Genomic DNA, 25,532 nt, shown 5'->3' on the forward strand with positions numbered 1-25,532 from the left:
ATACAAACCTAAGAATTAAACTAAAATACTTGAAAAGTGAACGATATTTTTGTATAATTTATTATTGTTCGTGAAAAATCAAAAATAAACCATGTTTTTCACTTATAAAGGAGAAATTTTTAATGGATAAGTTTTTTAAACTTAAAGAACACGGGACATCCGTGTCCACAGAAATCATGGCCGGTCTGACAACCTTCTTTGCCATGAGTTATATCCTCTTTGTCAACCCTTCTATCTTGGGTGCGGCAGGGATGCCGACTCAGGCTGTTTTTCTGGCGACTATTATCTCGGCTGTCATTTCGACGCTGATTATGGGACTTTTTGCCAATGTACCTTATGCCTTAGCTCCAGGTATGGGACTCAATGCCTTCTTTACCTATACAGTCGTCTTTGGACTTGGTTTTTCTTGGCAAGAAGCTTTGGCTATGGTTTTTATCTGTGGTTTGTTCAATGTCTTTATCACGGTTACCAAGGTGCGTAAGAGCATTATCAAGGCCATTCCGGTTAGCCTTCAACATGCCATTGGTGGTGGGATTGGTGTCTTTGTAGCCTATCTTGGTTTTAAAAATGCAGACATCATTACCTTCTCAACTTCTGCGAGCAACATCATCACTGTAAATGGTGTGGCACCAGCGGAAGCGACTGCTAAAACCTTTGAAAATGGGGTAACTTCTGTCTTTGGTAACGGTGGTGTTGTCCCAGCGATTTCTACCTTCACAGACCCATCTGTTCTCTTGGCCGTTATCGGACTCTTGTTGACAGCTGTGCTTGTGATTAAAAATGTCCGTGGTGGTATCTTGATCGGTATCGTTGTAACCACTCTTCTTGGGATTCCAATGGGCGTTGTGGACTTGTCTGCTATCAGCCTCAACAACAGCCTTGGTTCAGCCTTTGGCGAACTGGGTACAACCTTTCTTGCCGCCTTTGATGGGATGGCGTCTCTCTTTAGCGACACCAGCAAGTTGCCATTGGTCTTGATGACTATCTTTGCCTTCTCATTGTCTGATACCTTTGATACCCTTGGTACTTTTATCGGTACAGGTCGTAAGACAGGTATCTTCTCAGCTGAAGATGAAGCAGCCCTTGAAAACTCTTCAGGTTTCTCTTCAAAAATGGACCGTGCTCTCTTTGCGGATGCGATTGGTACGTCTATCGGTGCCCTCTTTGGTACCTCAAATACAACAACTTATGTTGAGTCTGCAGCAGGGATTGCAGAGGGCGGACGGACTGGTTTGACAGCTGTCTCAACAGCGGTAGCCTTCCTCTTGTCAACCCTTCTCTTGCCAATTGTTGGAATTGTTCCAGCGGCAGCGACTGCACCAGCCTTGATTATCGTCGGTGTGATGATGGTTTCTTCTTTCCTTGATGTGGATTGGAGCCAATTCGAAGATGCGCTTCCAGCCTTCTTTGCAGCCTTCTTCATGGCCCTTTGCTACTCTATCTCTTACGGTATTGCAGCAGCCTTCATCTTCTACTGCTTGGTGAAAATCGTAAAAGGTCAAACTAAAGACATCCACCCAATCCTTTGGGCTGCGACAGCTATGTTTGTCCTCAACTTCATCATCTTAGCGATTCTGTAAGCACCTAAAAACTCTGAAAATGATTTCAGAGTTTTTTTGTTTCATTTTTAGGGAAATACCTGGAATTTCTGATATAATGTTACTATGTTTTATAGTCAGAATGAACAAGAGCTGATGGCTTTGGGTCAGCGGATAGGAAATCTTTTGCAAGCGAATGATGTGCTAGTTCTTACGGGCAACTTGGGAGCAGGGAAAACCACTCTGACCAAGGGGATTGCAAAGGGACTAGGAATTGAGCAGATGATCAAAAGTCCAACCTATACCATTGTCCGTGAGTATGAGGGGCGCTTGCCGTTGTATCATCTGGATGTTTATCGGATTGGGGATGACCCAGATTCCATTGACTTGGACGAATTTTTGTTCGGGGATGGTGTGACTGTGATTGAATGGGGAGAACTCCTGGCGGATAATTTGCCAGCTGATTATTTGGAGATCCAGATTGAACCCTACGGTGACGGTCGTCAGGTGACCCTGGTTGCCAAGGGACCGCGCTCACAGAGACTTTTGGAGACTATTGAACATGCCTAGACAAGAAATAAGCTTCCGCGAAGCGACGGGACAAGATGCAGCGACAGTGATTGCCCTATTTAATCAAGTGGGAACTGAGTCCGAATATCTAATAATGGACGAGACTGGTTTTCAAGGAGCTCTTGAGCAGATGACTACTGTCCTTGATAAGGGCTTGGAGACACCTAATACGCTTTGTCTACTAGCTCTAGTCAACGATGAGGCTATTGGTATCGTTAATATCAAGGCAGACTGGCATGAACGGATTAACCATATCGGTGACGTCTTTATCGCAGTCCGTAAAGACTATTGGGGACACGGAATCGGTCAGATTTTGATGGAAGAAGCCATAGACTGGGCCCAGCACTCTGGTGTCATCAAGCGCCTAGAATTGACGGTTCAGGTGCGCAATAGCAGAGCAGTTCACATTTACGAAAAATTTGGTTTTGAGATAGAGGGCACCAAGCGACGTGGTGCAAAAACAAAGAATGGAGAATACCTTGACGTTTACCTGATGGCTAAACTGATAGACTAAGCAGACGATGAAACTGACGAGAAAAATTTTAGTCATGCTTGCCATGATTGTACTGACAACAGTTGTAGCCGTTGGGATTTATTTTTCTACAGCCTATAATTTTACTGTAGATTCCCTAAAGGGAACCTTCAAATCCTATGGTAATGATACAATAACAGCTATTGAACAGACAGAGCCTATTTCTATTTTGCTCATGGGTGTAGATACGGGTTCGGCTGAGCGTACAGACCAGTGGGTAGGAAATTCTGATTCTATGATGGTCGTGACTGTTAATCCCAAAACGAAGGAAACAACTGTTACTAGTTTGGAGAGGGATATCTTGATTAGCCTGACTGGTCCAGAGGATAACAGTATGAACGGTGTCCAGGCTAAGTTAAACGCTGCCTATGCTTCAGGTGGAGCAGAGATGGCAATCATGACAGTTGAGGACTTGTTGGATATTGATTTAGACTATTACGTCCAGATTAATATGCAAGGTTTGGTCGACCTAGTTGATGCTGTAGGTGGTATTACCGTTACCAATGACTTTGATTTTCCTATCAAGATTTATGAGCAAGAGCCAGAATACACGGCACAAGTTCAACCGGGAACTCATAAAATCAATGGCGATCAAGCCCTTGTCTATGCACGGATGCGTTACGATGATCCTGAAGGAGATTATGGTCGTCAGCGCCGTCAACGGATTGTCATTCAAAAAATTATGGAAAAATTACTGGCATATGATAGTCTAAGTTCCTATCAAAAAGTCATATCAGCAGTTTCTGATAATGTTCAGACGGATATCAAAATCAATTCAACCACCATTCCTAGTCTACTTGGATATAAAGATGCTTTGGAGAATGTTTCTAATTATCAATTGCATGGACAGGATGCGGAGTTCGATGGCGGTAGTTATCAGATTTTAACTTCAGATCATCTTCTTGAAACCCAGAACCGTATCAAGTCGCAGTTGGGGCAAGCAACTTCAACGACACTTAAAACAACGGCCATCCTCTATGAAGATTTATTTGGTACCTTCTATGGAGATGACACCTATGTATCGGATGAAGAAGCTGCTACTGAAAGCGATATTTCAACCACTGAAACGACTCAAGTATCAGATGCGGAAACCTATAATCAAGAATAAAAGTGATAACTCCTAAATTCCTTACAGTGGATTTTAGGAGTTTTTCTATTTAGAGTACAATGGCTTCTCTAATTTCTTCGGTGGACTTACTCTCTACAGAAATTAGAGTTGAAAAAAACTAGACTGTATCTGTCCGGTTTTTGAATAGGAATAAATATTTAGATTTATTCAACGCTGCTTGCCCAAGTTTTAGCAAGGAGATGAGAACACTGTGAAATCGCGAAGTTGATCATGAAATAAATCAAAGTGACCATGATGTAAAGGGTAAAGACCTGTTCAGCTTCAAAGTGACGTCCCATCAAGATTTGACTTGAACCGAAGAGTTCCTGGAGGGCAATAACGGAGTAGAGGAAGCTAGTGTCCTTGATCACCGTTACGATTTGCGAAATGATGGCTGGAAGCATTTTACGGAGAGCTTGTGGGAGGACGATGTGGGTCATGATTTGGAAGGTGGTGAATCCTTGAGCCAAACCAGCCTCTGTTTGTCCATGGCTGACAGCGTTTAATCCACCACGGATAATTTCTGCCATTGCGGCTGTCGTAAAGATAGTAAAGGCTGTTATCCCAGCAGGTGTTGATTTCATCTGGAAGACCAAAAAGACGGTGAAAATCCAGAGAAGGTTGGGAACGTTGCGGACAAATTCAATGTAAATTGTCGCCAACCACTTGAGTGGTTTGTTTTTACCGTTTCGTAAAATCGCGAGAATAGCACCGAAGATGACGGATAGGACAACTGAAATTGCCGAAATATAAAGAGTCAGCATCAAACCTTTCCAGAGCAATTGGAAGGTTGAGGGTTTCATAAGTTCTAAAATTGCAGACATGAGTCAACCTCCTAAATAGAAAAGCGTGTTTTGTTGGCTTCTTCAATCCGGCGGCCAAGGCTGGCAACTGGGAAGCACATGATAAAGTAGAGAAGGGCAGCACCAGCAAAGGCTGGGATATAATTACCGTTGAGGGCTGACCAAGACTTGGTCAAGAACATGATATCTGCTCCTGAAATGATAGCTACAGTCGCTGTGTTTTTGATTAGGTTCACCACTTGGTTGGTCAGAGGTGGTAGGATAGCAGGGATGGCCTGCGGCAAGATAATCATCCGCATGGTCTCGCTACGGGTAAAACCTTGAGAGAGGGCGGCTTCTGTTTGTCCCTTTGGTACCGATTGGATACCAGAGCGAATAACTTCAGCGATATAGGCGCCGTGATAGAGTCCAACACAGATTACGGCAGTCCAATAGATTGACGGCATCAGTACGTAATCAGAGATGAGTGGGAAGCCGTAGTAGATAATCATGAATTGTACCAGCAAGGGAGTGTTTTGGTAGAACTCGACATAGACGCGGGCCAAAAATTTGAGGACCTTGTTTCTGGAAGTTGACAGACTGCCAAAGAAAATGCCTAGTAACAGAGCTAAAATTAAAGCTCCGATTGAAATGGCAATGGTAAAGAGGAAACCGCCAAGGAAAGTTGGAAAATCCTTGAAGTAAGATACCCAGTTTTCCCAAGCATAGGGGCTTGTTGTTAAAAATAGCATAGCAGTCTCCTTTCTAGGCATCTGTTTCCGTTACAGGAACCAGGCCATTGTCGTCATAGATTTCTTGTAAGCTACCGTCGTTCTGCCATTTTTCAAGGAGAGTATTGAGGTAGTCGTTGAGTTCGGTGTTGGAAAGTTTTGTGGCAATTCCGTACTCTGAAGCTGAGAAGGTGAAGTCCATCAACTCGTTCTTGGAAGACCGATAACCGGAGAGGATAGACTGGTCAACAGAGAAGGCATCTGTCCGATGAGCTCTTAGAGAAACCGATAATTCAGGATATGAACCCAGTTCGGCAAAGGATACAGAGATACCGTATTCTTTAGCCAGTTCTTTAATTTGAAGCTGAGTGATGGAGCCTTGGGAAACACCGATAGTCTTCCCGTCAAGGTCTGCGAAGTTTTTGATGCCGCTATCCTTGTTGACTAAGAAACCAACCGCGTCAGTGTAGTAAGGTGTTGAGAAATTATAGAGGAGACGGCGCTCTTCGGTAATGGTGAAGGTCGCAATGACCATATCGACTTGCTCGTTGTCCAGGAGGGGGCCACGAGTTGCTGCGGTTACCGGTGTAAATTCGATTTTAACGCCGAGTTCTTTAGCAATCTTACGGGCAATCTGGACTTCCATCCCTTCAAATTCACCAGAATCTGGGTTGAGGTAGCCAAAGTTAGGGACGTCCTGTTTCACTCCGACACGGAGTACGCCGCGCTTAATAATGGCTTGAACCTGATCTGAATTGGTGAGTTTAGTAGAATCTTCAGCTTGTGCAGATGGCTGTTTAAAGACTAGGCTCAAACAGAGAACTAATCCCAAACAGAGAGTGGCTAAAATGAGTCTCTTTTTTGTGTTCGTCATAGGAGCCTCCTTTTAGAGTTTGACCTTGTCAGACTCGTGGTTGATGATTTTGCTAAGGAATTGCTTAGCACGTGGGTCTGTCGGATTGTCAAAGAAACCGTCAACATCGGTCGTGTCTACAAGAACTTCCCCATCAGCCATAAAGATAATGCGATCCGCAACCTCACGGGCGAAGCCCATTTCGTGAGTAACGACAATCATGTTCATCCCATCGCGAGCTAGTTTTTGCATAACCGCCAAAACATCACCAATGGTTTCAGGGTCGAGGGCAGATGTTGGCTCGTCAAAGAGAAGGAGCTCAGGATTCATAGCGAGACCACGAGCGATGGCAACCCGTTGCTTTTGGCCGCCAGATAGCATAGCTGGATAAGAATCTTTACGGTCCCACATGTTAACAAATTCAAGGTATTTTTGAGCAGCAGCCTGAGCTTTTGCCTTGTCCCAACCAAGGACCTTAATCGGGGCCAAGGTTACATTCTCTTCAACAGTTTTATGAGGATAAAGGTTGAAGTGTTGGAAGACCATACCGACTTCCTTGCGAAGGTCAACCAAGTCTTTAGAACGCGCACCGTTTACAGTGTGTCCGTGAACGACTAAGGTTCCGTGGTCCACCTTTTCTAAGCCGTTGATGGTACGGATGAGGGTTGACTTACCAGAACCTGAGGGTCCTAAGAGTACAACAACCTGACCATTTTCAAATGAGAGATTTATGTTTTTTAGAGCGTGGAAATCTCCGTAATATTTATTAACGTCTGTGAATTCGACTAGGGCCATAAAAGTTCTCCTTTATGATTTATTTGTGTCACAAAAAGTAACTTAAATGAATCTTAACATAAAAAAATAATTTTTTCAAGGCTATTAAACTTAAATAGATTATTTTGTGTTACATCATATAACACAAAATCGGATTTAAAACGTTTTTTAAATGGGATTTAGTATTTTTTGAAATTTTAAATAATTTTGAAAATGAATATAAATATATTTGAAATGTAAAAATCATGCATTTGTCATGTGAGAGATGAAAAAATGGTTGTTTTATCTTATAATAGGATAAAACATGGAGATGCTGGAGGAGATAGCTTGCAACTAACACAGAAATGGGTCATTCGTTTTTTGACTATTCTAGGACTATTGTCCTCTCTAGCTATTATCTATTATTTTCAGCAACATCCAAACCTATTTACCGTCGGTGGAGAATTGCAAAGTCGTTTAAAAGCCTTTGGGATTTGGGCGCCCCTTGTTTTTATGGTGCTCCAAGTCATCCAAGTCATTTATCCTATTATTCCTGGTGGCATGACAACGGTCATCGGACATGTGCTTTTTGGCCCCCTCTTGGGCTTCATCTATAATGTGACGAGTATCTTTATAGGTTCTGTTCTTGCCTTTTACTTGGCAAGGCGCTATGGCGAGACCTTTATGAGGGCCTTTGTTTCCGAACGGACCTATGATCGCTATATCTACTTTATCAACAAGCCAGGTTTTGCCTACTTGTTAGGGGCAGCCTTTGCCTTACCTGGTTTCCCAGACGACTTTCTCTGTATGGTGGCGGGTGCTAGTACCATGAGCCTCCGTAAGTTTAGTTTTATTTTTCTTTTGACCAAGCCAATCACGCTCTACATTTATACTTTGATGGGTTACTACGGGGCGTCTTGGTTGTTGCATTTATTTGGATAATAGCAGAGCTTCTTCGGATGGGAGGGATGAGATGTCTGCACGCATATATTTGGCAGATGACGAAGCTAACATTCGTCAGCTCTTAGAATCATTTTTAGTTCGAGAGGGCTACGAAGTTTCTACTTTTGAAACTGGGGACCAGTTGCTGCTAGCTTTTATGGAAAATCCAGCAGATGTGGTGGTTCTAGATGTCATGATGCCCGGGAGTGACGGCTTTGCTATTGCTCAAGAAATCCGCAAACGGTCCCAGGTGCCTCTTATTTTGCTTACGGCGCGGGATTCTGATCAGGATTATTTGGATGGGTTTAAGGCTGGGATTGATGACTACTTCACCAAGCCCTTTTCTCCCTTGAAATTGGTTCTCCGGATCAAGGCGATTTTGCAACGCCTCGAATATGAGCACCAGGATGAGAGTGCTAAAAAAATGGAATTTGCTGATCTCGCCTTGAAACCCAATGATCGTGTGCTAGTCTCACGAGGAAATCAGCTGCCCTTGACCAATACAGAATACGATGTTTTACGAGTTTTGATGGCAGAAGCAGGGCAAGCTGTCTCACGTGAAAGGTTATTAAGAGAGATTTGGGGCTATGAAAGTAATGTCGAAACCCGAGCGACGGACGACACCATCAAGCGATTACGTAAAAAATTAAGGCAGATTGAGAGTCAAGTCTCTATAGAAACGGTATGGGGTTATGGGTTTAAACTTTGTCAGAAGCAAGCATAAGCAAGGAGGGCGGCTGAGGTATGCCCTTTTTGTCCAGCCTTTTCTTATCTTATTAGCGTCCTTTTTAGCGCTCTACCTCATTTTCTTCTTATCCGTCAATCGATTTATGAACAAGGAAATCGAATCTGCTGTCGAAGCCCGTTTCAATCTCCTAGATACCTTATATGAGCAGGGAGAGTCAGAGGGAGACTTGGTCGGGCATACTATTGATTCCTCCTACATGATTGTTGATGAAAAGGGGACCTTGCTTTATTTGTCAGGAGAAGATGAGGAGGATTTTCAAGAAGAAGGTCAGGAGCTTCTCCAAGCCATTTCTCAGCATGGTTCAGCAGAGGCTGATGAGGACAATGAGCTAGAACTCGGGATGAACTTGGTCAGTCTTTTGAGAGTGGATGAGGAGTCCTATTTTGTGGCACAAAAAACCTATAGCGGTGTTTTACAGGGAGCCTACGTCCTTAAAAGTAGCCAATCTTCTCAGAATTTCCAGGTCTATGCCTTGGTTGAGGTATCGACCTTTCAAGAGCTCCTAGGGACTGTTAATCGGGTTCTCTTGATTTTGATGCTTTTGGCCTTTGTGCTAACAGCCTTTGCCATTTATTGGACGGCGAGAAAGATGGATCTTGCTTTTCGGAACTTAAGAGACTACATCAGTCTTGTTGGAAGTCGAAAAAAACTTTCGACAGTTGACCTAATCCTGCCCTATCAAGAATTTAAGGAAGTTAAGACCAGTGTTGATTTAATGGCTGAGGAGCTTGTAGCCAATCAACGGAGCCAACAAATTTTCTTTCAAAATGCTTCTCATGAGTTGCGGACCCCTCTCATGTCCATTCAAGGGTATGCAGAGGGCATTGCTGATGGTGTGGTAGACCAGCAGTCAGGTGCCATAATTATCCAGGAAGAGGCTTCCAAAATGAAGAATCTGGTGGATGATATCTTGCTGCTTTCCAAGTTGGAGTCTAGTCCACGTCCTTTGTCTCTAACCGAGTTTTCACTAAAGGATAGTCTCTACGATTTGACCTGGTCTTTTGATGCCCTAGCCAAAGAGAAAGGCCTTGTCTTTCATCATGATTTTCCTGCCACAGCGATGGATATCCAAGCAGATGAAGTCCTTCTGGAGCGGGCCCTCTCTAATATTTTGTCCAATGCCATACGTTACGCCAGAACGGGCATTTGGGTCACCTTAAAAAGGGAGGCATCTGGTCTTCTGATCTCGATAGCCAATGATGGCCCTGAGATTGCCCCTTCTGATTTGCCACATATTTTTGAGCGTTTTTACCAGGGCACAGATGGTCAGTTCGGAATTGGCTTAGCCATCACAAAGGATATTATTGGACGCCATGGTGGTTCCATAGAGGTGGACACGTCACCCTTGACCTGTTTTAAGATTTTTCTTCCCTTGTCCCATAGCTGAGCTTGCCACACTTTTGCCACAGTTTTCCCTCACTTTGACCGAGAATTTTAGATAAGATTGAGCTATACTAGACCTATCAAGATAAGAGGAGGAATTCTCATGAATATGAAAAAAATCATTTTAAGTAGTTTAGCTCTGACAGTGTCAGGTCTCTGTTTGGTGGCCTGTGGATCGACAACTACCCAATCTCAAGGGGTGAAATCAATTGTCTCAACGACTCAAAGTCAAGCGGGTATCAGTGGTGAAGAGGCACAAGAAATTGCCTTGAAGGATGCTGGTCTGACCTCTGCGACCTACATTTCAAATCATCAAGATTTTGAAGACGGTCAGGACGTCTACGATGTTACCATTCGTACTGAAGATACTGAGTACGACTATACCATCTCTGCCAAGGACGGCAGTATTTTGAGCAAGGATCAAGAGAGTTTAGGTCAAACAACCAAGATTGCTTCAGAATCGAATACGACTCAAACCACTAGTCTCAGCAATGACCAAGCTAAGACCAAGGCTTTGGAAGCGGCAGGTCTAGCGGAGTCAGCAGCCAGCAATCTAAAAATTGAATTGGATCAGGAAAATGGTCGAGCAGTTTATGAGGTTAGCTTTGACGACCTGACGAAGCAGCTGGATTACGACTACACAATAGATGCCAACAGTGGGGAAATTCTTGAGCAAAGTCAAGAACCCCTCAATGATTAAAAAATCAGCCTCCTCATTTTTTGGGGGCTGATTTTGTGTGTGATACTCTTCCAAAATCAAAACTATACGTCGTTAAGTTTCCTTGTCTAACTCTCTTATGTCAGCATCAACCTGCCTTATCTATTGAGATTTTGAGTGAGTATAAGGTCTATTGAACCTTATATAGGACTCGGCTATCGAATCCTTGGTTGCTGTCGAATTGTGTTGAGGTAATGGCAAAACGATCTCTGTTGGCGTCAGAATTATCCTCACTACCATCTGCGAAGAAGTCACTTGAGAAGGTCTGTCCAGTCTTGGCAAAGACCAAGCCGATTTGTTCCGTCTGGTCAGCAGATGTGATCATCATTTCCAGAAAACCATCATCTCTGAGAAAGGCTCCGGTGAGGCTGTATTCAGTCGAGACCAGTCCGTTTTCATCAAAGGTGTAAGTGTCTCCCAAATCATTTTGCCAGGTCCCAACAAGGCTGGCATAGTCTCCGCTTTCAATCGCTTTGAAGTCAAGTCCGGTTTGAGTCGTAGCATCGGAAACAGTTGTTTCTGGGCTAGTCGATTCAGTTAGGCTAGTAGTTGTTGAAACTGCTGCTGATGTGGTTTGATTTGAAACAGTTTGTGTTGCTTGCTCTGAATGACAAGCCTGTAAAAGAATTAAGCTAGAGAGAAGGAATAGATTGGCGGTAACCCTTGTTTTAATCGGATGTTTCATCTGTTAATCTCCTTTCCTCAATTATATCCCATTTTAGGTGATGGGTGGGTTTTTAACTAAAAATTAGGGAAAAATATGACTTGACTGCCAAAAGCGTGCTGTTTTACAGTGAGTTAACGAGTCAGTTATTCGGCGATTCCCAATTTCTGAAAATGGTCTATGTAGTGTGCTTTTAAGTTGTCCTCTCTCCAAATATCCAAAATCTGTATCGCTTTTTTCATTTTATCTATGCCATTGCTGGCGCTCTGTTTCCATTCAAAATATCCAGTTGCATAGAGAAAGACGGTTTGCTCGTAAAAATGTAATTCATTCTCTAATAGAACTGTTATTTCTTTAATTAAATAGTTGCAATTAGAAAATTCTTCCTGCTCGATGCTCACAATAAAGCAATTAATCGCCAGTTGAGTGACCATTCGTTTATTGGTTTTATTGAGGGTAGAGTAGATATAGTTGTTGAGCATTTCTTTAGTGAGTAGGAACAAGGACTGGTAGTTAATGGTTCTAGCCGAGTTGGCTAGCAAGATGATTTCATAATAACCCCGTTTTTCAACTGTGAAGAGGTAATTCGTAAGTTGGAGTAATTCTTCTGCTGACGGAATGATGCTTGAATCCATTGTGTGAAGAATCGATGCAATCATGGTTATTTCATAATCATTGATTGCATAATCTGAGGTATCGGTCAGTAAATAAGCGATGTTTTCCATGTTTTGAGTTGCGTATTGTTTGCGAATGTACTGGACCAAGTTGATAAATGATTGTGTTTTGGTATGGTCCTTATCATGGAGAATTAAAAATTCATCCAAAGAAATATAGTAGCTCTTACATCTAGTAAAATGGTATCAAAGGTTGGCGATATCGTTTTTGATTTTGCAAATAATACCTTTTTGGCTGGCCTGAATCCAACTTCTCTCTCTTTGGTTGCAGTCTATCAATCCCTAGAAAGCATCATCGGTGTTCTCTTTAATTTATTTGGTGGCGTGATTGCAGACAGTTTTAAACGGAAGAAAATTATCATCGGTACTAATATTTTATGCGGACTTGCATGTATTAGCCTTTCCTTTATCACCCAAGAGAAGTGGTTGGTTTATGCGATTATCCTTACCAATGTTTTATTGGCTTTTCTGAGTGCTTTTTCTGGCCCGTCCTACAAGGCTTTTACAAAAGAAATTGTTCAAAAAGACCATATTGCGCAACTAAATTCCTATTTGGAAACAACTAGTACCATCGTTAAGGTAACGATTCCGATGATTGCCCTTTTCTTGTACAATTTTCTAGGGATACATGGGGTGCTCTTGTTAGATGGCTTGTCCTTTCTGATCGCAGCATCTGTGATTGCCTTTATTACACCTGTACATGAGGAAGTGGTCACAAAGGAGAAACTAACACTTAGAGGAGTCTTTCGTGATTTAAAGTTAGGCTTTGAGTATGTATTTCGTCACAAGACCATTTTCCTCATTATTGTGCTTTCTGCTCTGGTTAATTTTTTTCTAGCAGCTTATAATTTATTGCTACCTTATGGCAATCAAATGTTTGATTCAATTTCATCTGGAGTTTATGGCATGTTTCTAACAGCGGAAGCGATTGGTGGCTTTTTCGGTGCACTGTTGAGTAGTTTTGTCAATAAATCTTTGTCCAGTAGACGCTTGATGCTCTTTTTGACTCTTTCAGGAATCATGCTGATGGCAGCACCGCCGCTGTATCTGCTGTTTCACCAGCGCTATTTAGCTTGTTTTTGTCTATTTTTAATATCCAATTTTTCTCTATTGTCCAAAGAGATGTGGATAGTGAATTTTTGGGCAGGGTTTTTGGGATTATCTTTACAGTGGCTATTTTGTTTATGCCGATTGGTACAGGTGTTTTTTCAGTTCTGTTAGACCCTCATAATACCTTTAATCTTTTACTGATTGGAGGCTTTGTTACCTTGCTATCCATCATCTTTGGTGCTCTTTTTAAAAAGTATCAGATGGCATAATAAGTATGTAGTAACAAAAAATTTACTAGAAATAGGAGAGAGAAAATCAGATTGCTCTTTTTAAACCCTAGGCGAGTCAGAACAGACCCGCTTTTTTCGGTCTTTCTATGGTATAATAAATAGAAAAGTTTTGGGTGGAGCTTTGGGCTTCCGAGAAGGATAAGGATTTCTTTTATGATTAAATTGATAGCAACAGACATGGATGGGACTTTTTTAGATGCTTCGGGGCAATTTGACCGTGAGCGCTTTGTGGCTGTTCTTGAAAAATGTCGTGAGCAGGATGTTTTGTTTACCGTGGCTAGTGGTCGTGGGATTTTGGCCTTGGAAAAGTTGTTCGCTGGATTTCTAGACCAGATTGCTCTTGTGGCGGAGAATGGAAGTGTTGTGACCTATCAAGGAAAGATTCTCTACGAGCGAGCCATGACCAGAGAACAGGCTGAGGCGGTCGTCCAACATGTCTTGGCTAGCCCCTATTCTACTGGGCCTCAGTTGCTTCTCTCTGGAGAAAAAGGGGCCTATGTTCCACGCTCAGCGGATCCAGCTTATGTTGAGCATATGAAACACTACCATGAAGGGATTAGGCTTTACGATGACCTAGCTGAGATTGATGATGTTATCATCAAGGTAACGACGGTTTTCAAACCTGAAGAGGTTGCCCTTGGTTCAGCCTGGCTCAATGAGCGCCTGCCCTTTGTAACAGGAGTAACGACTGGTTTTGAAGCCATCGATATTATTCTCTCTGATGTCAACAAGGGTGAGGGGCTAGCCCATCTCTGCCAGGAGCTCGGTCTTACTGCAGCTAATGTGACGGCTTTTGGCGATAATCTCAATGACTTAGAAATGTTAGAGTTTGCGGGCTCTGCTATTGCCATGGAAAATGCTCGGCCTGAATTAAAGGCAGTGGCAGATAGGGTTATCGGTCACCACGATGATGGTGCGGTGCTGAGTTATTTGGAGGAGGCTTTGAAGAATGACTGATATTAAGATTTTAGCCTTGGACCTGGATGGAACGCTCTTTACTCATGACAAGCAAGTGACGGCTGAGAACAGGGCGGCCCTAGCCTACGCACGTGAACGTGGCATTAAGGTTGTCATCACAACAGGGCGTCCCTTGGCAGCGATTGGAAATCTCCTGGAGGACTTGGACTTGGTGTCAGAGGATGATTATAGTATTACCTTTAACGGGGGCCTGGTTCAGCGTAATACGGGTGAGATTTTATCCCAGCAGGGTCTCAAGGATGAAGAATTGGATGTGATTTTTGAAGCGCTCAAGGCTGTGAACCTGCCAGCTGATTTTCTGGCTGATGACACAGTTTATTCCGTCTCGAATGGGGGTGTAAAATCCCTTTACCACCAGGCTAATCCTATGCTGACCTTTATCGAGTTGGACTCTTATCTGGATTTACCGCGTGATATTCGTTATAATAAGGTCGTCAGTGTGACAGAGGCTGCTTATTTGGATGCTGCCATAGCAGAGCTTCCAAGTCAGCTACGGGGGGACTTCGAGGCCTTTAAGTCACGGGAAATCATCTTTGAAATCATGCCCAAGGGTGTCCACAAGGCAGCTGGATTGGACCGCCTTTGCCAGCACCTGGGACTGGATGCCAGTCAGGTCATGGCCATGGGCGACGAAGAAAATGATCTCTCCATGCTCACTTGGGCAGGTTGGGGCGTTGCCATGGCCAATGCCACACCAGAGGTTAAGGCAGTCGCAAAGGCTGTAACGACCGCCGATAACGACCATTCTGGTGTCGCTGAGGCAGTACGAACATATATAAAGTAAGATAGGAACGATTATGGGATTATTTGATCGATTATTTGGAAAAAAAGAAGACCAATCAGTCGAAGACGTTTTGGAAGAAGTGGTTGGTGAAGTTGTTGCAGAGGACGCTCCTACTGATGAAGCTTCTGTCAGTGAGACTTTTGATGTTGAAGACCCGTCTCTTGTGGCTGGAGTGACGGACATGGGAGACGATGAATTTTTATCTGCAGATGCTATCTTTGAGGAAGAAACAGAGGCAGATGCCCTTGCTCTTTCAGAGGAAGTTGATGTTGCTGTTAGTCCTGTTGACCAAGTGATCAATGAAGTTGCCAATAAAGACTTGGTCAGCCTTGGCAAAGACCAAGCGACTGATGACTTGCCAACGGATGAAATCACTATTGAAGAAAGGGAACAATTAGCAACGACTGAACTAGAGGTTGATAGCCAGTCCCTTGACGTGTCAGAGGTTGAAGAAACAGTAGTGGAAGATAGTTCTGCTGAGGAAGAATTAGTGGATGGTGAGGAGCCTTCTCAACCAGTTGAAGAGGAATTATCGCAAGGTGCGAAAGACTTCTACGCTGAATACATGCGCCAGAAGGAGCGGGTGGCTCAGGCCATTGCTAAGGGACAAGACTTGTCTGAATTAGCCCAAAAAACTCGCCGTGATCTGGAACCAGAACCTGTCCAAGAACCAGTCGTCTCAGAACCTGTAGAGACCGAGCAGGAAAAATACAACCGAACCCTCAAGAAAACTCGGACAGGTTTCGGGGCCATGCTTAATAATTTCCTGGCTAATTTCCGGACGGTGGACGAAGAATTCTTCGAGGAATTGGAAGAAATGCTCATCCTGTCTGATGTAGGTGTTAGTGTCGCCACCAATCTAACTGAGGAGCTCCGCCATGAAGCTCGCCTAGAAAACGCCAAAAAGCCAGAGGACCTCAAGCGGGTCATCATCGAAAAGCTGGTCGATCTCTACGAGAAGGATGGTTTTGACAGTGAAAAAATCAACCTGCAATCGGGCCTAACGGTTATGCTCTTTGTCGGTGTTAATGGTGTCGGTAAGACCACCTCCATCGGTAAGCTAGCCTATCGTTACAAAAATCAGGGCAAGAAGGTTATGTTGGTGGCGGCTGACACCTTCCGTGCAGGAGCAGTGGCCCAGCTAGCTGAGTGGGGACGGCGCGTGGATGTGCCTGTGGTAACGGGACCTGAGAAGGCTGATCCGGCTTCTGTTGTTTTTGATGGCATGGAAAAAGCTGTCGCAGAAGGAGTTGATATCCTCTTGATTGACACGGCCGGACGCTTGCAGAACAAGGATAACCTCATGGCAGAGCTGGAAAAAATTGGCCGCATTATCAAGCGCGTGCTTCCAGAAGCCCCACATGAGACCTTGCTTGCTCTGGATGCCTCAACTGGACAGAACGCCCTGGTCCAAGCCAAGGAGTTCTCAAAAATTACACCGTTGACCGGTCTTGTCCTTACCAAACTTGACGGAACTGCTAAGGGAGGTATTGTCCTTGCCATCCGAGAAGAGCTGGACATCCCTGTTAAGTTCATCGGATTCGGTGAAAAAATAGACGACATCGGCCAATTCAATTCCGAAGACTTCATGCGAGGCCTGCTGGAAGGGATAATTTAAACAAGAAACAACCTCAACCAAATGATTTGGCTGAGGTTGTTTTTCTTTATCCTAAAACACCCGATAGACATAAGCGTTGTCTGGTTGGTTGACCTGCTGGCAGTCGGTAACATGAAGGACGGGCAAGGTCTGCTGGAGGTTTTGATTGTATTCGACGACGATTTGCCCCTTGACCTTGACCCAGGTGTTATCGCTGTAGGTTTGGTCAGCGTCCTTAATCATGAGGCCATAGACTCCCGAGTCTGCGATGCAGTGGATAACTCCAAAGCGAAAGGCAAAGAAGTCAGCATTGTCCACAGGATCATTATAAACAAAACCGACGTATTCGATGTCTCGCCCGACGAATTCACTGGGATAGAGGTAGATGAGCTCCATAATCTCCATATAGGTTTCACTGGTGATTTTTAAAGTTCCAGTTCCTTGGTACTTTTCTAGGGATTTTTGCATTTCTTTAGAATAGGTAGAGCTGGTAAAGTAGAGACTGGTGTCGGGTTTGAGGTACTGGACGCGTTGACCGTCTTCAGAGACACCGCTGGGGTCAGAGCCACTAGCAGTCGGGAAATAATAGCCCTTGGCAGAGACGGTAGTTGAGTCCAGAGTGACGGTTGGGATAAAGAGGGCCACCATAACCGGTATCGCTAGGATAAGCGGGCTGGTCAGCTTTGCTATTTTCCCAGATAAGTGTGAATGAACCTTGAGCCTGCGCATCCAAATGGTGAGCTGGACTATGGCAAGGATGAAGGCTAGAACCATGGACATGTAGGTCAGGTAGGTATAGTGGCTGTTGATATACTGGTCAAGTTTGCCGGTCAGTTGGAGGTACATGGTCATCTCCAGGTAGCCGACAAGGACGAGAAAGCGAATCATGAAAACACCCCCAAACTAAGGCAATAAAGGACAACTGCCATAATCGAAACAGAGACGAACTGCCAGATGAAGGCAGTTTTAAAATAGGAACGCATCATAAGCAAGTTTTTGATATCCACCATGGGACCGATAAGTAGAAAGGCTAGAACAGGTGCCACACCAAAGGTTGACAGGAGGGAAGCGCCGATAAAGGCATCCGCTTCACTACAGAGTGACAAGATAAAGGCTAGGAGCATCATGACCAGAATGGCTGTCAGGGGATTGCTACCGATGCTGGTCAGGTAGCGGGTCGGCACGTAAATCTGCATGCTGGCGGCCACCAAACTTCCAAAAATCAAGTAACGTCCCGTATCGAAAAATTCATCAATGGCATGGCTGAGCGCCGCAAAAATTTTGGCAGGTTGACTTTGATAAACATGGGCATGGTCGTGTGGGTGGTCCTGATGCTGAACCGTACTGGCATTTTTCAAGATGTCCTCATCCACAATAAAGGCCAACATAAGCCCTAAGATGATAGCGACCAGACTGGCACCTAGGAATCTTAGAAAGACAAACCGCCAGGAATTCCCGAAGGCAGAGTAGGTGGCAAAGAGCACGATGGGATTGATAATTGGTGCCGTAGCCAAAAAGGGAATGGCCGTGTAAGAGGGGACCTTTTTCTCCATGAAGCGATTGACGATAGGGACAATCCCACACTCACAGGAGGGAAAGACAAAACCGATAAAGGTCCCAAAGAGAATCCGGAGCAGGCGGTTTTGTGGCAAAAAGCGCTGCACCTTGTCAGGTGTCAGATAAACATCAATAAAGCCTGAAAGGATGGCTCCGATAAGCACAAAAGGTAGGGCCTCGATAATGATGGACAAAAAGATAGCCATGCATTGCAAGACACTGTCTGGAAGATTGGAGAGAAAAGCCATGGCTAGTCCTTGCTGGTTTCCTTAAGTTCTTCAGCTGTCTCAGGAGTTGGGTCAACTGCTTTTTCTAGGGTCTTTGGCAGGGTCGCAAAGCTCTCTAAGATTTTTTCTAGGTCGTCTTGTTTTTTGTAAGTTAAAGCCATTCCAGGCACCTCTTTCTATCGTAATATCTCCATTATACTCTAAAAGCCTTAAAATGTGACCTTAAAAACATAGCAAAGCACTTGGGTTGAATCAATCACTATATAGTGATAAAATTTTCTAAAATAAACAAAAGGAAGACCCTTATGAACATTGAACTTGGAATTTCAACCTTTGGAGAGACGACGATTTTGGAAAAAACGGGCCAAGCCTACAGTCATGCTGAGCGTATTCAGCAGCTGGTTAAGGAGATTGAACTGGCTGACCAGGTTGGTCTAGATGTCTACGGCATCGGCGAGCACCACCGCGAGGATTTTGCGGTGTCGGCTCCCGAGATTGTCCTAGCAGCTGGAGCGGTCAACACCAGCCGGATCAAGCTGACCTCCGCCGTCTCTATCCTCTCCTCCATGGATCCTGTGCGCCTCTATCAGCAGTATGCGACCATCGACGCCTTGTCAAATGGCAGAGCTGAAATCATGGCAGGTCGTGGGTCATTTATCGAGAGTTTTCCCCTCTTTGGTTACGATTTGCAAGACTACGAGGAACTCTTTGATGAAAAGTTAGCCATGTTGCTCCAAATTAAGGAGCAGACCAATCTGAACTGGCAGGGCAAGCATACGCAGACGGTTCAGAATAATCCGGTCTACCCACGAGCAGTCCAGGAAGACTTTCCAATCTGGGTAGCGACCGGAGGCCACGTTGAATCTACAATCAAAATCGCCAAGGCTGGACTCCCTATTGTCTATGCTATCATCGGGACTGCCCCTAAAAATTTCAAGCCCTTGGTTGATGTCTACCGCAAAATGACCCGTAATCTGGGCTATTCACCAGAACAGACTAAGGTCGCAGCCCATTCCTGGGGGTGGATTGGCGATGACAACCAAGCGGCTATCGATGCTTATTTCCACCCAACCAAGCAGACGACGGACAACATTGCCAAGGACCGTCCGCATTGGACAGAAATGACCAAGGCAGCCTATCTCCAGTCCATCTCTGATCAAGGAGCCTCTATCGTTGGAGATCCAAAAGCAGTAGCCCAAAAGATGATTGAGACTATTGAGACACTTGGCTTGGATCGATTCTTCCTCCACTTGCCTGTCGGTTCCATGCCCCATGACGAGGTCCTCCATGCCATCGAACTTTACGGTCAAGAAGTCGCTCCCCGCGTCCGTGCCTACTTCGCTGATCAGTAAGATAAGCTCTGCTATGGTTTAGAAGTATAGGAAATGGCGGAGCAGAAGCTTTCGGAAAGGTTAGGAGCTCTTGAGGGGTAGGCAACCTTACATGTTCCCAAAATTCTGAAGATTTGCTATAATGGTCCTATCACAATTAAGGAGTTTACCATGGTAAAAACGATTCATACAGACAAGGCCCCTGCGGCTATCGGACCTTACGTCCAAGGTAAGGTTGTTGGCAATTTCCTCTTTGCTTCTGGTCAAGTGCCGCTGTCACCTGAAACTGGAGAAGTAGTTGGGACAACAATCCAGGAACAGACTGAGCAAGTTTTGAAGAATATCTCAGCGATTCTGACTGAGGCAGGGACAGACTTTGATCACGTCATTAAGACAACTTGCTTCCTCAAGGATATGAATGATTTCGTGGCCTTTAATGAAGTCTATGCAACAGCCTTCAAGGCAGATTTCCCAGCGCGTTCAGCAGTGGAAGTGGCACGTCTTCCCCGCGATGTAAAGGTTGAAATCGAAGTCATTGCATATTTGGATTAAACTATAGTTATTGGAAAGCCTGAGCTGATAAGAAAGCTTCGGCTTTTTCTATTTTTCTGCTATAATAAAACTAGGAATTTGAAGAGAAAGAAGATGATGAAAATGACAGAACATGCGATTCAGTTGGTGATTGTTACCGGGATGTCCGGTGCGGGTAAGACTGTGGCTATCCAGTCTTTTGAGGACCTGGGTTACTTTACCATTGACAATATGCCACCGACCCTCTTGCCCAAGTTCTTAGAACTCTTGGCCCATAGTGGGGATAATGATAAGGTGGCCTTGGTGGTCGACATGCGCAGCCGTCTCTTTTTCACAGAGATTACCTCTATTCTTGATGAGTTAGAGTCCAATGAGGCCATTGATTTTAGGATTTTATTCTTAGATGCGACGGATGGTGAGCTGGTGTCCCGCTACAAGGAAACTCGCCGCAGTCATCCCTTAGCTGCAGATGGCCGTGTCCTTGATGGGATTAGTCTAGAACGGGAACTCTTGGCACCGCTTAAGAGCATGAGCCAAAATGTTGTGGATACGACTGAACTGACACCTCGCCAGCTCCGGCAGGTCATTTCAGAGGAGTTTTCAGGCGACCAGCAGCAGTCTAGCTTTCGGGTTGAAGTGGTGTCTTTCGGCTTCAAGTACGGCTTGCCCCTAGACGCTGACCTGGTCTTTGATGTGCGCTTCTTGCCAAATCCTCACTACATAGCAGAGCTCCGTGAATTGACGGGCTTGGACCAGCCAGTTTACGATTACGTGATGCGGCATGAGGAGTCTGAACATTTCTATCAGCATCTGATTCAGCTGATTAAACCGATTCTACCAGGCTATCAGAAGGAAGGAAAATCCGTCCTCACCATAGCAGTTGGGTGTACAGGAGGTCAGCATCGCAGCACTGCCTTTGCCCACCGCCTGGCCCAAGATTTGGCTCAAGACTGGCCAGTCAATGAAAGCCACCGCGACAAAAATAAACGCAAAGAAACGGTTAACCGCTCATGAGAAAACCTAAAATTACCATTATCGGTGGGGGAACTGGGATTCCAGTTATTTTGAATAGTCTTCGCCACCAAAATGTTGATATTACAGCAATCGTGACGGTAGCAGATGACGGCGGTTCATCTGGAGAGTTGCGGACTGCCATGCAGATGACTCCGCCGGGTGACCTCCGCAACGTCCTTGTGGCCATGAGTGATATGCCCAAGCTCTATGAGCAGGTCTTTCAATATCGCTTTAACGAGAATGATGGCCCTCTGTCGGGTCATCCCCTTGGGAACCTCATCATCGCTGGCATCGCTGAAATGCAGGGTTCGACTTTTAATGCCATTCAACTTCTTCGTCGCTTTTTCCACGTGACGGGTAAAATCTATCCAGCTTCAGAGGAGGCTCTGACCCTCCATGCGGTCTTTAAGGATGGTCATGAAGTAGTTGGGGAGAGTAAGATTGCAGACTATCAAGGCATGATTGATCACGTCTTTGTGACCAATAGCTACAATGATCAGACTCCACAGGCTAGTCCCAAGGTGGTTGATGCCATTATGGAGAGCGAAATGATTGTTTTGGGACCTGGTTCTCTCTTCACATCAATTCTGCCTAACCTTGTGATTCCTGAGATTCGCCAGGCCCTGCTTGAGACGCCTGCTGAGGTTGCCTATGTCTGTAACATCATGACCCAGTATGGGGAGACCGAGCACTTCTCTGATGCGGACCATGTGGCGGTCCTCAACCGTCATCTGGGGCAGGATGTCATTGATACAGTCTTGGTCAACATTGATCCAGTGCCACAGGCCTACATGAACTCCAACCAGTTTGACGAGTACTTGGTCCAGGTCGAGCATGATTTTGAGGCCCTTAGCCAGCAGGCCAAGCGCGTGATTTCGGCTAATTTCTTGCGTTTGGAAAATGGCGGAGCCTTCCACGATGGGGAGCTAGTGGTCGAAGAACTCATGACCCTGATTAGGAGCCGTGGCCTATGAGCTTTAGCAGTAGCGTAAAAGAAGAAGTCCTGCACCAGTCACGGATTGATAGGAGTGAACTCTCAGCCCTCATGAAGATGTCTGGTAGTCTAGGACTGACCGGCAATGGCTTGACCCTCACCATCTCTACAGAAAATGCTAAGGTTGCCCGTCATGTTTACGAACTGTTGGACAGCCTTTACCAGGTCAAACCCGACATCAGTCACCATCTCAAAAGTAATCTCAAAAAAAACCGCGTTTATGCGGTCGCGATTGAAGAGGATGTCGAAGCTATCTTGGCAGATATGAGGTTGGCAGATTCCTTTTTCGGTATTGAAACAGGAATTGAGGAATCGATTTTGTCTGAGGATGAGGCTGGTCAGTCCTACCTGAGAGGTGCTTTTTTGGCAACAGGGTCCATTCGAGATCCAGAGTCCGGCAAGTATCAGTTGGAGATTTTCTCAGTCTATCAAGACCACGCAGAAGACCTTGCTCAACTGATGCATAAGTTCATGTTGGATGCCAAGGTTGTCGAACATAAAAATGGAGCCGTGACCTATCTGCAAAAGGCTGAGGACATCATGGACTTCCTGCTCGTGATTGGCGCCTTGGAAGCTAAGACTCGCTTTGAAGAAGTAAAGATTAAGCGTGAGGCCCGCAATGACCTCAACCGAGCCAACAATGCAGAGACAGCAAATATTGCCCGTACGGTGACCGCCAGTGTCCGAACCCTTAACAATATCAGTAAAATCATGGATACGATCGGGATTGACCAGTTGTCAGGAGACCTTCAGACAGTGGCTCAACTCCGCATCAAGCATCCGGATTATTCTATCCAGCAAATCGCAGATCTAATGGACCCACCTCTGACTAAGTCAGGCGTCAATCACCGCCTGCGTAAAATCAACAAGATTGCTGACGAGTTGTGAGTTTTGCTAGACTAGCTAGAATCAAACAAAATCCTCGAAATTACAGTCAGATTAAAGAAGTCAACTTTTTAGGGAATGGGAAATAATCCCTAAAAGCTGATAACTTCAGTGAATTAGAACTTATTCAGCAGCGGTTCATTGGTGCGACTGTGCAGGGGCCATCCTAAGCTGGCAAAGCTAGTAGAAAGGCTCCCAACCACTGTGTTAGAATGTTAAAACAAACTCTAGATAGAGAGGTTGGACTTTATGCCCAGCCTCTTTTTTATGCGGAAAGTTTTAACTTTTGAAAACTATTTTGAAACCTATGTTGTATGAGAGACCCTATAATAGTAGGGAAACCAAGCACTGATTCACTTATCCATGTTTAAAAACGAAAAGACCAGCTCGTTAGAACCGGTATTTTCAGGAGATGGATGAACTGCATTTTAAGACTAAATATTTAAGATGCAAATACTGTAAGAGCTGGTTAAAAATATTTTGCTAGTTTCCGTAGTTTTAGTTGCTTACTTTTTAAATTTAGAAAGAAGTTTGCCAGGTTTGATGCGTATTTCAAAAAAACTCCTACCTTATCGATTCCATGAATTTTTAAAGATTTCTGCCTTTCTTGGCTGATCAATTTCATAAAAATAAGCATAAAGAATATCTAGGATAATGAGGAAAGGATATTGTGGGGAAATACGATTACCATAGTTAAGATCTCGACTAGAAGCAATTGTAATACTTTCTGTAAACTCAGAAAATGTCTTAGTAGAAAGAAGTACCGTCTTAGCTCCCTTTTTTTGGGCAATTTGAAGGCTACTTATAATATCCTCTGTTTCACCCGAAAGAGTAATACCAAAAACCAGACAAGAGCTATCAAGAATGCTGGATGTCCATGCGAAACTATCTCGCTCTGTCATCGCTTCACAAACCACACCAAGTCTCATCAAACGACTTTTCATCTCACGAGCAACCAAGCCTGATGAACCGACTCCGTAAAAATAAGCTCGGTCTGCTTCTTCTAACATTTGAGCAATTCTTTGGAGTTGAGCCTCATCTAATTGCCTGAGTGTCTGTTGATGCAGTTCTGCATAATCAGAAAGTACCCGTTTGGTAACCCCGTAATTGATAGTCGAAGTAGGAGCTTCCTGTTGACGAATACAATTATGGTAATCGAAAACAAATTCTCGGTAGCCTGTGTAGCCACATTTTTTGGCAAAACGGGTTAAAGCTGCCTGAGAGATATGGAGTTCTTGAGCAATCTGTTGAGAGGCTAATGCTTTCTCAGATAAATCTTGAGTTAAAAAATACTCTGCAATTTCCCTTTCCAAATCTGTCATATCAGACAAATGTTGTTTAATGGTAGCTAGTATGCTAAGTTCCTGTGTCATGATAATGCTGTTCCCTAGTTGAATACGATTTCAAAATAGATTATACCATAAATTACTCCTTATGTTTATCTTTAAAAACCTTTTTACTTGCTTTTTATTTAGAATGGTTATAAAATAGATTTATAAATAATAATCATTATAAATAAGCAAAGGAGATTCATTATGTCAAAAACTATGATTGATAACATTTATTCAACAGTTGTTCACAATGTCCCTGCCAAATCAGCTGATAAGTTTGAAAAAACCAAGGCTGTCTTAAACCAAGCAGTTGCTGATCTCTCAAAGGCTGCTTCCATCGTTCACCAGGTTCACTGGTACATGCGTGGCCCAGGATTTCATTACCTTCATCCTAAGATGGATGAACTCATGGATGGTCTCAATGACCACCTAGATGAGATGAGCGAGCGATTGATTACCATTGGTGGAGCTCCATACTCAACACTTCGAGAGTTTGACCAATATTCGAAATTGGATGAAGCGTCTGGTTCATTTGACAAATCCATGGATGACCACCTGGCAAGATTAGTAGAAGTCTATACCTACCTGTCTAATCTCTTCCAAGTAGGTTTGGATGTGACAGATGAAGAAGGAGATGATCCTTCAAACGGTCTCTTCTCAGATGCGCAAGCAGATGCAGAAAAAGTCATCTGGATGCTTCAAGCAGAACGTGGTCAAAAACCAGGAATCCGTTAATTTAGTGGATAAAGTCAGGGTGAAAGTCCTGGCTTTTTTGATTCTCAGTTCAAGGGAAAGCGGACTTTGACAGACAAGAAATTATAGAAATCAAGCTCTGCTATTGACCTAATATTCTTCCAAGATCAAAAGTATAGGTCGTCAGGCTCGCATCCCTAACCCTTTTATGCGTGCGATAACCTACCTTGTCTGTTGAGATTTTGGGTGAGTATAAAAACTTTCTGCAAACGAT

The 25,532-nt window shown here is 44.2% G+C and carries 26 protein-coding genes and 2 pseudogenes; 18 read left to right on the forward strand and 10 right to left on the reverse strand.

Features of this window, described 5'->3' with window-relative positions; genetic code table 11:
• The first annotated feature begins 122 nt into the window (after positions 1 to 122).
• The 4 genes from ACFORF_RS08885 (at position 123) to lytR (ending at position 3,748) form a co-directional block, all read left to right on the forward strand.
• Entirely contained in the window at positions 123 to 1,580 is a 1,458-nt protein-coding gene (locus ACFORF_RS08885; RefSeq protein WP_380427442.1) for an NCS2 family permease, read from the forward strand.
• Positions 1,581 to 1,664: 84 nt separating this feature from the next.
• Entirely contained in the window at positions 1,665 to 2,108 is a 444-nt protein-coding gene (gene tsaE / locus ACFORF_RS08890; RefSeq protein ID WP_380427444.1) for a tRNA (adenosine(37)-N6)-threonylcarbamoyltransferase complex ATPase subunit type 1 TsaE, read from the forward strand.
• Positions 2,101 to 2,622, forward strand: coding sequence for a GNAT family N-acetyltransferase (locus tag ACFORF_RS08895; RefSeq protein ID WP_380427446.1), 522 nt, complete (start codon positions 2,101 to 2,103; stop codon positions 2,620 to 2,622). The genes tsaE and ACFORF_RS08895 overlap by 8 nt, the downstream gene beginning before the upstream one ends.
• Positions 2,623 to 2,629: 7 nt before the next feature.
• Positions 2,630 to 3,748, forward strand: a complete 1,119-nt coding sequence (lytR, locus tag ACFORF_RS08900; RefSeq protein WP_380427448.1) for a glycopolymer--peptidoglycan transferase LytR — start codon at positions 2,630 to 2,632, stop codon at positions 3,746 to 3,748.
• Between the two features lie 164 nt (positions 3,749 to 3,912).
• Here the strand turns inward: lytR and ACFORF_RS08905 are convergent, their stop codons facing one another.
• From ACFORF_RS08905 to ACFORF_RS08920, 4 genes are read right to left on the reverse strand one after another with little or no spacing between them, the layout of a single operon-like run.
• Positions 3,913 to 4,572, reverse strand: coding sequence for an amino acid ABC transporter permease (locus tag ACFORF_RS08905; RefSeq protein ID WP_380427450.1), 660 nt, complete (start codon positions 4,570 to 4,572; stop codon positions 3,913 to 3,915).
• A gap of 11 nt (positions 4,573 to 4,583) precedes the next feature.
• Complete coding sequence (locus tag ACFORF_RS08910) at positions 4,584 to 5,282, reverse strand: amino acid ABC transporter permease (RefSeq protein ID WP_380427452.1); 699 nt, start codon at positions 5,280 to 5,282, stop codon at positions 4,584 to 4,586.
• 13 nt (positions 5,283 to 5,295) lie between these two features.
• The gene (locus tag ACFORF_RS08915; RefSeq protein ID WP_380427454.1) at positions 5,296 to 6,135 is read right to left on the reverse strand and encodes a transporter substrate-binding domain-containing protein; all 840 of its coding nucleotides are present in this window, start codon (positions 6,133 to 6,135) and stop codon (positions 5,296 to 5,298) included.
• Positions 6,136 to 6,147: 12 nt separating this feature from the next.
• Positions 6,148 to 6,909 carry an amino acid ABC transporter ATP-binding protein gene (locus ACFORF_RS08920; RefSeq protein ID WP_380427456.1) on the reverse strand — a complete coding sequence of 254 codons (762 nt, stop codon included), beginning with the start codon at positions 6,907 to 6,909 and terminating at the stop codon, positions 6,148 to 6,150.
• 252 nt (positions 6,910 to 7,161) lie between these two features.
• On the opposite strand from ACFORF_RS08920, the gene ACFORF_RS08925 reads away from it, so the two are divergent.
• The 4 genes from ACFORF_RS08925 to ACFORF_RS08940 all read left to right on the forward strand — a co-directional run bounded on the left by ACFORF_RS08925 (position 7,162) and on the right by ACFORF_RS08940 (position 10,640).
• Positions 7,162 to 7,809: a TVP38/TMEM64 family protein gene (locus ACFORF_RS08925; protein WP_380427458.1), complete on the forward strand. Its 648-nt coding sequence runs from the start codon at positions 7,162 to 7,164 to the stop codon at positions 7,807 to 7,809.
• Between the two features lie 31 nt (positions 7,810 to 7,840).
• Entirely contained in the window at positions 7,841 to 8,533 is a 693-nt protein-coding gene (locus tag ACFORF_RS08930; RefSeq protein ID WP_380427460.1) for a response regulator transcription factor, read from the forward strand.
• Positions 8,502 to 9,944, forward strand: a complete 1,443-nt coding sequence (locus ACFORF_RS08935) for a sensor histidine kinase (protein WP_380427462.1) — start codon at positions 8,502 to 8,504, stop codon at positions 9,942 to 9,944. Before ACFORF_RS08930 ends, ACFORF_RS08935 begins: the two co-directional genes overlap by 32 nt.
• Positions 9,945 to 10,043: 99 nt before the next feature.
• Entirely contained in the window at positions 10,044 to 10,640 is a 597-nt protein-coding gene (locus ACFORF_RS08940) for a PepSY domain-containing protein (protein ID WP_380427464.1), read from the forward strand.
• Between the two features lie 148 nt (positions 10,641 to 10,788).
• Here the strand turns inward: ACFORF_RS08940 and ACFORF_RS08945 are convergent, their stop codons facing one another.
• Positions 10,789 to 11,343 (reverse strand): DUF6287 domain-containing protein, encoded by a 555-nt coding sequence (locus tag ACFORF_RS08945; protein WP_380427466.1) that lies wholly within the window; start codon positions 11,341 to 11,343, stop codon positions 10,789 to 10,791.
• Positions 11,344 to 11,468: 125 nt separating this feature from the next.
• Positions 11,469 to 12,155 (reverse strand): annotated as a pseudogene (locus ACFORF_RS08950) (Rgg family transcriptional regulator); the annotation flags it as partial.
• A gap of 21 nt (positions 12,156 to 12,176) precedes the next feature.
• Between ACFORF_RS08950 and ACFORF_RS08955 the strand changes: the two are divergent.
• The 4 genes and pseudogenes from ACFORF_RS08955 to ftsY all read left to right on the forward strand — a co-directional run bounded on the left by ACFORF_RS08955 (position 12,177) and on the right by ftsY (position 16,716).
• A pseudogene (locus tag ACFORF_RS08955) lies at positions 12,177 to 13,315 on the forward strand (MFS transporter).
• Positions 13,316 to 13,489: 174 nt separating this feature from the next.
• Positions 13,490 to 14,293, forward strand: a complete 804-nt coding sequence (locus ACFORF_RS08960) for a Cof-type HAD-IIB family hydrolase (RefSeq protein ID WP_380427468.1) — start codon at positions 13,490 to 13,492, stop codon at positions 14,291 to 14,293.
• Positions 14,286 to 15,098, forward strand: a complete 813-nt coding sequence (locus ACFORF_RS08965; protein ID WP_380427470.1) for a Cof-type HAD-IIB family hydrolase — start codon at positions 14,286 to 14,288, stop codon at positions 15,096 to 15,098. The genes ACFORF_RS08960 and ACFORF_RS08965 overlap by 8 nt, the downstream gene beginning before the upstream one ends.
• A 181-nt stretch (positions 15,099 to 15,279) precedes the next feature.
• On the forward strand, positions 15,280 to 16,716 hold the full coding sequence (gene ftsY / locus ACFORF_RS08970) for a signal recognition particle-docking protein FtsY (RefSeq protein ID WP_447449955.1): 1,437 nt from the start codon (positions 15,280 to 15,282) through the stop codon (positions 16,714 to 16,716).
• A 51-nt stretch (positions 16,717 to 16,767) separates the two neighbouring features.
• Here the strand turns inward: ftsY and ACFORF_RS08975 are convergent, their stop codons facing one another.
• From ACFORF_RS08975 to ACFORF_RS08985, 3 genes are read right to left on the reverse strand one after another with little or no spacing between them, the layout of a single operon-like run.
• Positions 16,768 to 17,583, reverse strand: a complete 816-nt coding sequence (locus ACFORF_RS08975) for a TIGR03943 family putative permease subunit (protein ID WP_380427474.1) — start codon at positions 17,581 to 17,583, stop codon at positions 16,768 to 16,770.
• On the reverse strand, positions 17,580 to 18,500 hold the full coding sequence (locus tag ACFORF_RS08980) for a permease (protein WP_380427476.1): 921 nt from the start codon (positions 18,498 to 18,500) through the stop codon (positions 17,580 to 17,582). Before ACFORF_RS08980 ends, ACFORF_RS08975 begins: the two co-directional genes overlap by 4 nt.
• A gap of 2 nt (positions 18,501 to 18,502) precedes the next feature.
• Positions 18,503 to 18,640, reverse strand: a complete 138-nt coding sequence (locus tag ACFORF_RS08985) for an SPJ_0845 family protein (protein WP_380427478.1) — start codon at positions 18,638 to 18,640, stop codon at positions 18,503 to 18,505.
• Positions 18,641 to 18,784: 144 nt separating this feature from the next.
• Here ACFORF_RS08985 and ACFORF_RS08990 point away from each other — a divergent pair, with 144 nt between their 5' ends.
• The 5 genes from ACFORF_RS08990 (at position 18,785) to whiA (ending at position 23,237) form a co-directional block, all read left to right on the forward strand.
• Complete coding sequence (locus ACFORF_RS08990; protein ID WP_380427480.1) at positions 18,785 to 19,831, forward strand: LLM class flavin-dependent oxidoreductase; 1,047 nt, start codon at positions 18,785 to 18,787, stop codon at positions 19,829 to 19,831.
• A gap of 150 nt (positions 19,832 to 19,981) precedes the next feature.
• On the forward strand, positions 19,982 to 20,362 hold the full coding sequence (locus tag ACFORF_RS08995; protein ID WP_380427482.1) for a RidA family protein: 381 nt from the start codon (positions 19,982 to 19,984) through the stop codon (positions 20,360 to 20,362).
• Positions 20,363 to 20,464: 102 nt separating this feature from the next.
• Positions 20,465 to 21,355: an RNase adapter RapZ gene (gene rapZ / locus ACFORF_RS09000; RefSeq protein ID WP_380427636.1), complete on the forward strand. Its 891-nt coding sequence runs from the start codon at positions 20,465 to 20,467 to the stop codon at positions 21,353 to 21,355.
• Entirely contained in the window at positions 21,352 to 22,329 is a 978-nt protein-coding gene (locus tag ACFORF_RS09005; protein WP_380427484.1) for a YvcK family protein, read from the forward strand. Before rapZ ends, ACFORF_RS09005 begins: the two co-directional genes overlap by 4 nt.
• Positions 22,326 to 23,237, forward strand: coding sequence for a DNA-binding protein WhiA (gene whiA, locus ACFORF_RS09010; protein ID WP_380427486.1), 912 nt, complete (start codon positions 22,326 to 22,328; stop codon positions 23,235 to 23,237). Before ACFORF_RS09005 ends, whiA begins: the two co-directional genes overlap by 4 nt.
• Before the next feature lie 566 nt (positions 23,238 to 23,803).
• Here the strand turns inward: whiA and ACFORF_RS09015 are convergent.
• The gene (locus ACFORF_RS09015; RefSeq protein WP_380427488.1) at positions 23,804 to 24,607 is read right to left on the reverse strand and encodes a MurR/RpiR family transcriptional regulator; all 804 of its coding nucleotides are present in this window, start codon (positions 24,605 to 24,607) and stop codon (positions 23,804 to 23,806) included.
• Between the two features lie 162 nt (positions 24,608 to 24,769).
• On the opposite strand from ACFORF_RS09015, the gene ACFORF_RS09020 reads away from it, so the two are divergent.
• The gene (locus ACFORF_RS09020; RefSeq protein WP_380427490.1) at positions 24,770 to 25,300 is read left to right on the forward strand and encodes a Dps family protein; all 531 of its coding nucleotides are present in this window, start codon (positions 24,770 to 24,772) and stop codon (positions 25,298 to 25,300) included.
• Positions 25,301 to 25,532: the final 232 nt, after the last annotated feature.

The sequence above is a fragment of the Streptococcus caprae genome, assembly GCF_042649745.1.
GTDB lineage: Bacteria > Bacillota > Bacilli > Lactobacillales > Streptococcaceae > Streptococcus > Streptococcus caprae.

What these genes read in the sequence shown, in the direction of transcription:
- ACFORF_RS08910 (WP_380427452.1), bottom strand. Translation starts at nt 5,282, where the DNA reads ATGCTATTTTTAACAACAAGCCCCTATGCTTGGGAAAACTGGGTATCT.
- lytR (WP_380427448.1), top strand. Translation starts at nt 2,630, where the DNA reads ATGAAACTGACGAGAAAAATTTTAGTCATGCTTGCCATGATTGTACTG.
- ACFORF_RS08930 (WP_380427460.1), top strand. Translation starts at nt 7,841, where the DNA reads ATGTCTGCACGCATATATTTGGCAGATGACGAAGCTAACATTCGTCAG.
- ACFORF_RS08945 (WP_380427466.1), bottom strand. Translation starts at nt 11,343, where the DNA reads ATGAAACATCCGATTAAAACAAGGGTTACCGCCAATCTATTCCTTCTC.
- tsaE (WP_380427444.1), top strand. Translation starts at nt 1,665, where the DNA reads ATGTTTTATAGTCAGAATGAACAAGAGCTGATGGCTTTGGGTCAGCGG.
- whiA (WP_380427486.1), top strand. Translation starts at nt 22,326, where the DNA reads ATGAGCTTTAGCAGTAGCGTAAAAGAAGAAGTCCTGCACCAGTCACGG.
- ACFORF_RS08980 (WP_380427476.1), bottom strand. Translation starts at nt 18,500, where the DNA reads ATGGCTTTTCTCTCCAATCTTCCAGACAGTGTCTTGCAATGCATGGCT.
- ACFORF_RS08990 (WP_380427480.1), top strand. Translation starts at nt 18,785, where the DNA reads ATGAACATTGAACTTGGAATTTCAACCTTTGGAGAGACGACGATTTTG.
- ACFORF_RS09020 (WP_380427490.1), top strand. Translation starts at nt 24,770, where the DNA reads ATGTCAAAAACTATGATTGATAACATTTATTCAACAGTTGTTCACAAT.
- ACFORF_RS08965 (WP_380427470.1), top strand. Translation starts at nt 14,286, where the DNA reads ATGACTGATATTAAGATTTTAGCCTTGGACCTGGATGGAACGCTCTTT.
- ftsY (WP_447449955.1), top strand. Translation starts at nt 15,280, where the DNA reads ATGGGAGACGATGAATTTTTATCTGCAGATGCTATCTTTGAGGAAGAA.
- ACFORF_RS08995 (WP_380427482.1), top strand. Translation starts at nt 19,982, where the DNA reads ATGGTAAAAACGATTCATACAGACAAGGCCCCTGCGGCTATCGGACCT.
- rapZ (WP_380427636.1), top strand. Translation starts at nt 20,465, where the DNA reads ATGACAGAACATGCGATTCAGTTGGTGATTGTTACCGGGATGTCCGGT.
- ACFORF_RS08975 (WP_380427474.1), bottom strand. Translation starts at nt 17,583, where the DNA reads ATGATTCGCTTTCTCGTCCTTGTCGGCTACCTGGAGATGACCATGTAC.
- ACFORF_RS09005 (WP_380427484.1), top strand. Translation starts at nt 21,352, where the DNA reads ATGAGAAAACCTAAAATTACCATTATCGGTGGGGGAACTGGGATTCCA.
- ACFORF_RS08985 (WP_380427478.1), bottom strand. Translation starts at nt 18,640, where the DNA reads ATGGCTTTAACTTACAAAAAACAAGACGACCTAGAAAAAATCTTAGAG.
- ACFORF_RS08905 (WP_380427450.1), bottom strand. Translation starts at nt 4,572, where the DNA reads ATGTCTGCAATTTTAGAACTTATGAAACCCTCAACCTTCCAATTGCTC.
- ACFORF_RS08895 (WP_380427446.1), top strand. Translation starts at nt 2,101, where the DNA reads ATGCCTAGACAAGAAATAAGCTTCCGCGAAGCGACGGGACAAGATGCA.
- ACFORF_RS08920 (WP_380427456.1), bottom strand. Translation starts at nt 6,909, where the DNA reads ATGGCCCTAGTCGAATTCACAGACGTTAATAAATATTACGGAGATTTC.
- ACFORF_RS08885 (WP_380427442.1), top strand. Translation starts at nt 123, where the DNA reads ATGGATAAGTTTTTTAAACTTAAAGAACACGGGACATCCGTGTCCACA.
- ACFORF_RS08915 (WP_380427454.1), bottom strand. Translation starts at nt 6,135, where the DNA reads ATGACGAACACAAAAAAGAGACTCATTTTAGCCACTCTCTGTTTGGGA.
- ACFORF_RS08935 (WP_380427462.1), top strand. Translation starts at nt 8,502, where the DNA reads ATGGGTTTAAACTTTGTCAGAAGCAAGCATAAGCAAGGAGGGCGGCTG.
- ACFORF_RS08925 (WP_380427458.1), top strand. Translation starts at nt 7,162, where the DNA reads ATGGTTGTTTTATCTTATAATAGGATAAAACATGGAGATGCTGGAGGA.
- ACFORF_RS08960 (WP_380427468.1), top strand. Translation starts at nt 13,490, where the DNA reads ATGATTAAATTGATAGCAACAGACATGGATGGGACTTTTTTAGATGCT.
- ACFORF_RS08940 (WP_380427464.1), top strand. Translation starts at nt 10,044, where the DNA reads ATGAATATGAAAAAAATCATTTTAAGTAGTTTAGCTCTGACAGTGTCA.
- ACFORF_RS09015 (WP_380427488.1), bottom strand. Translation starts at nt 24,607, where the DNA reads ATGACACAGGAACTTAGCATACTAGCTACCATTAAACAACATTTGTCT.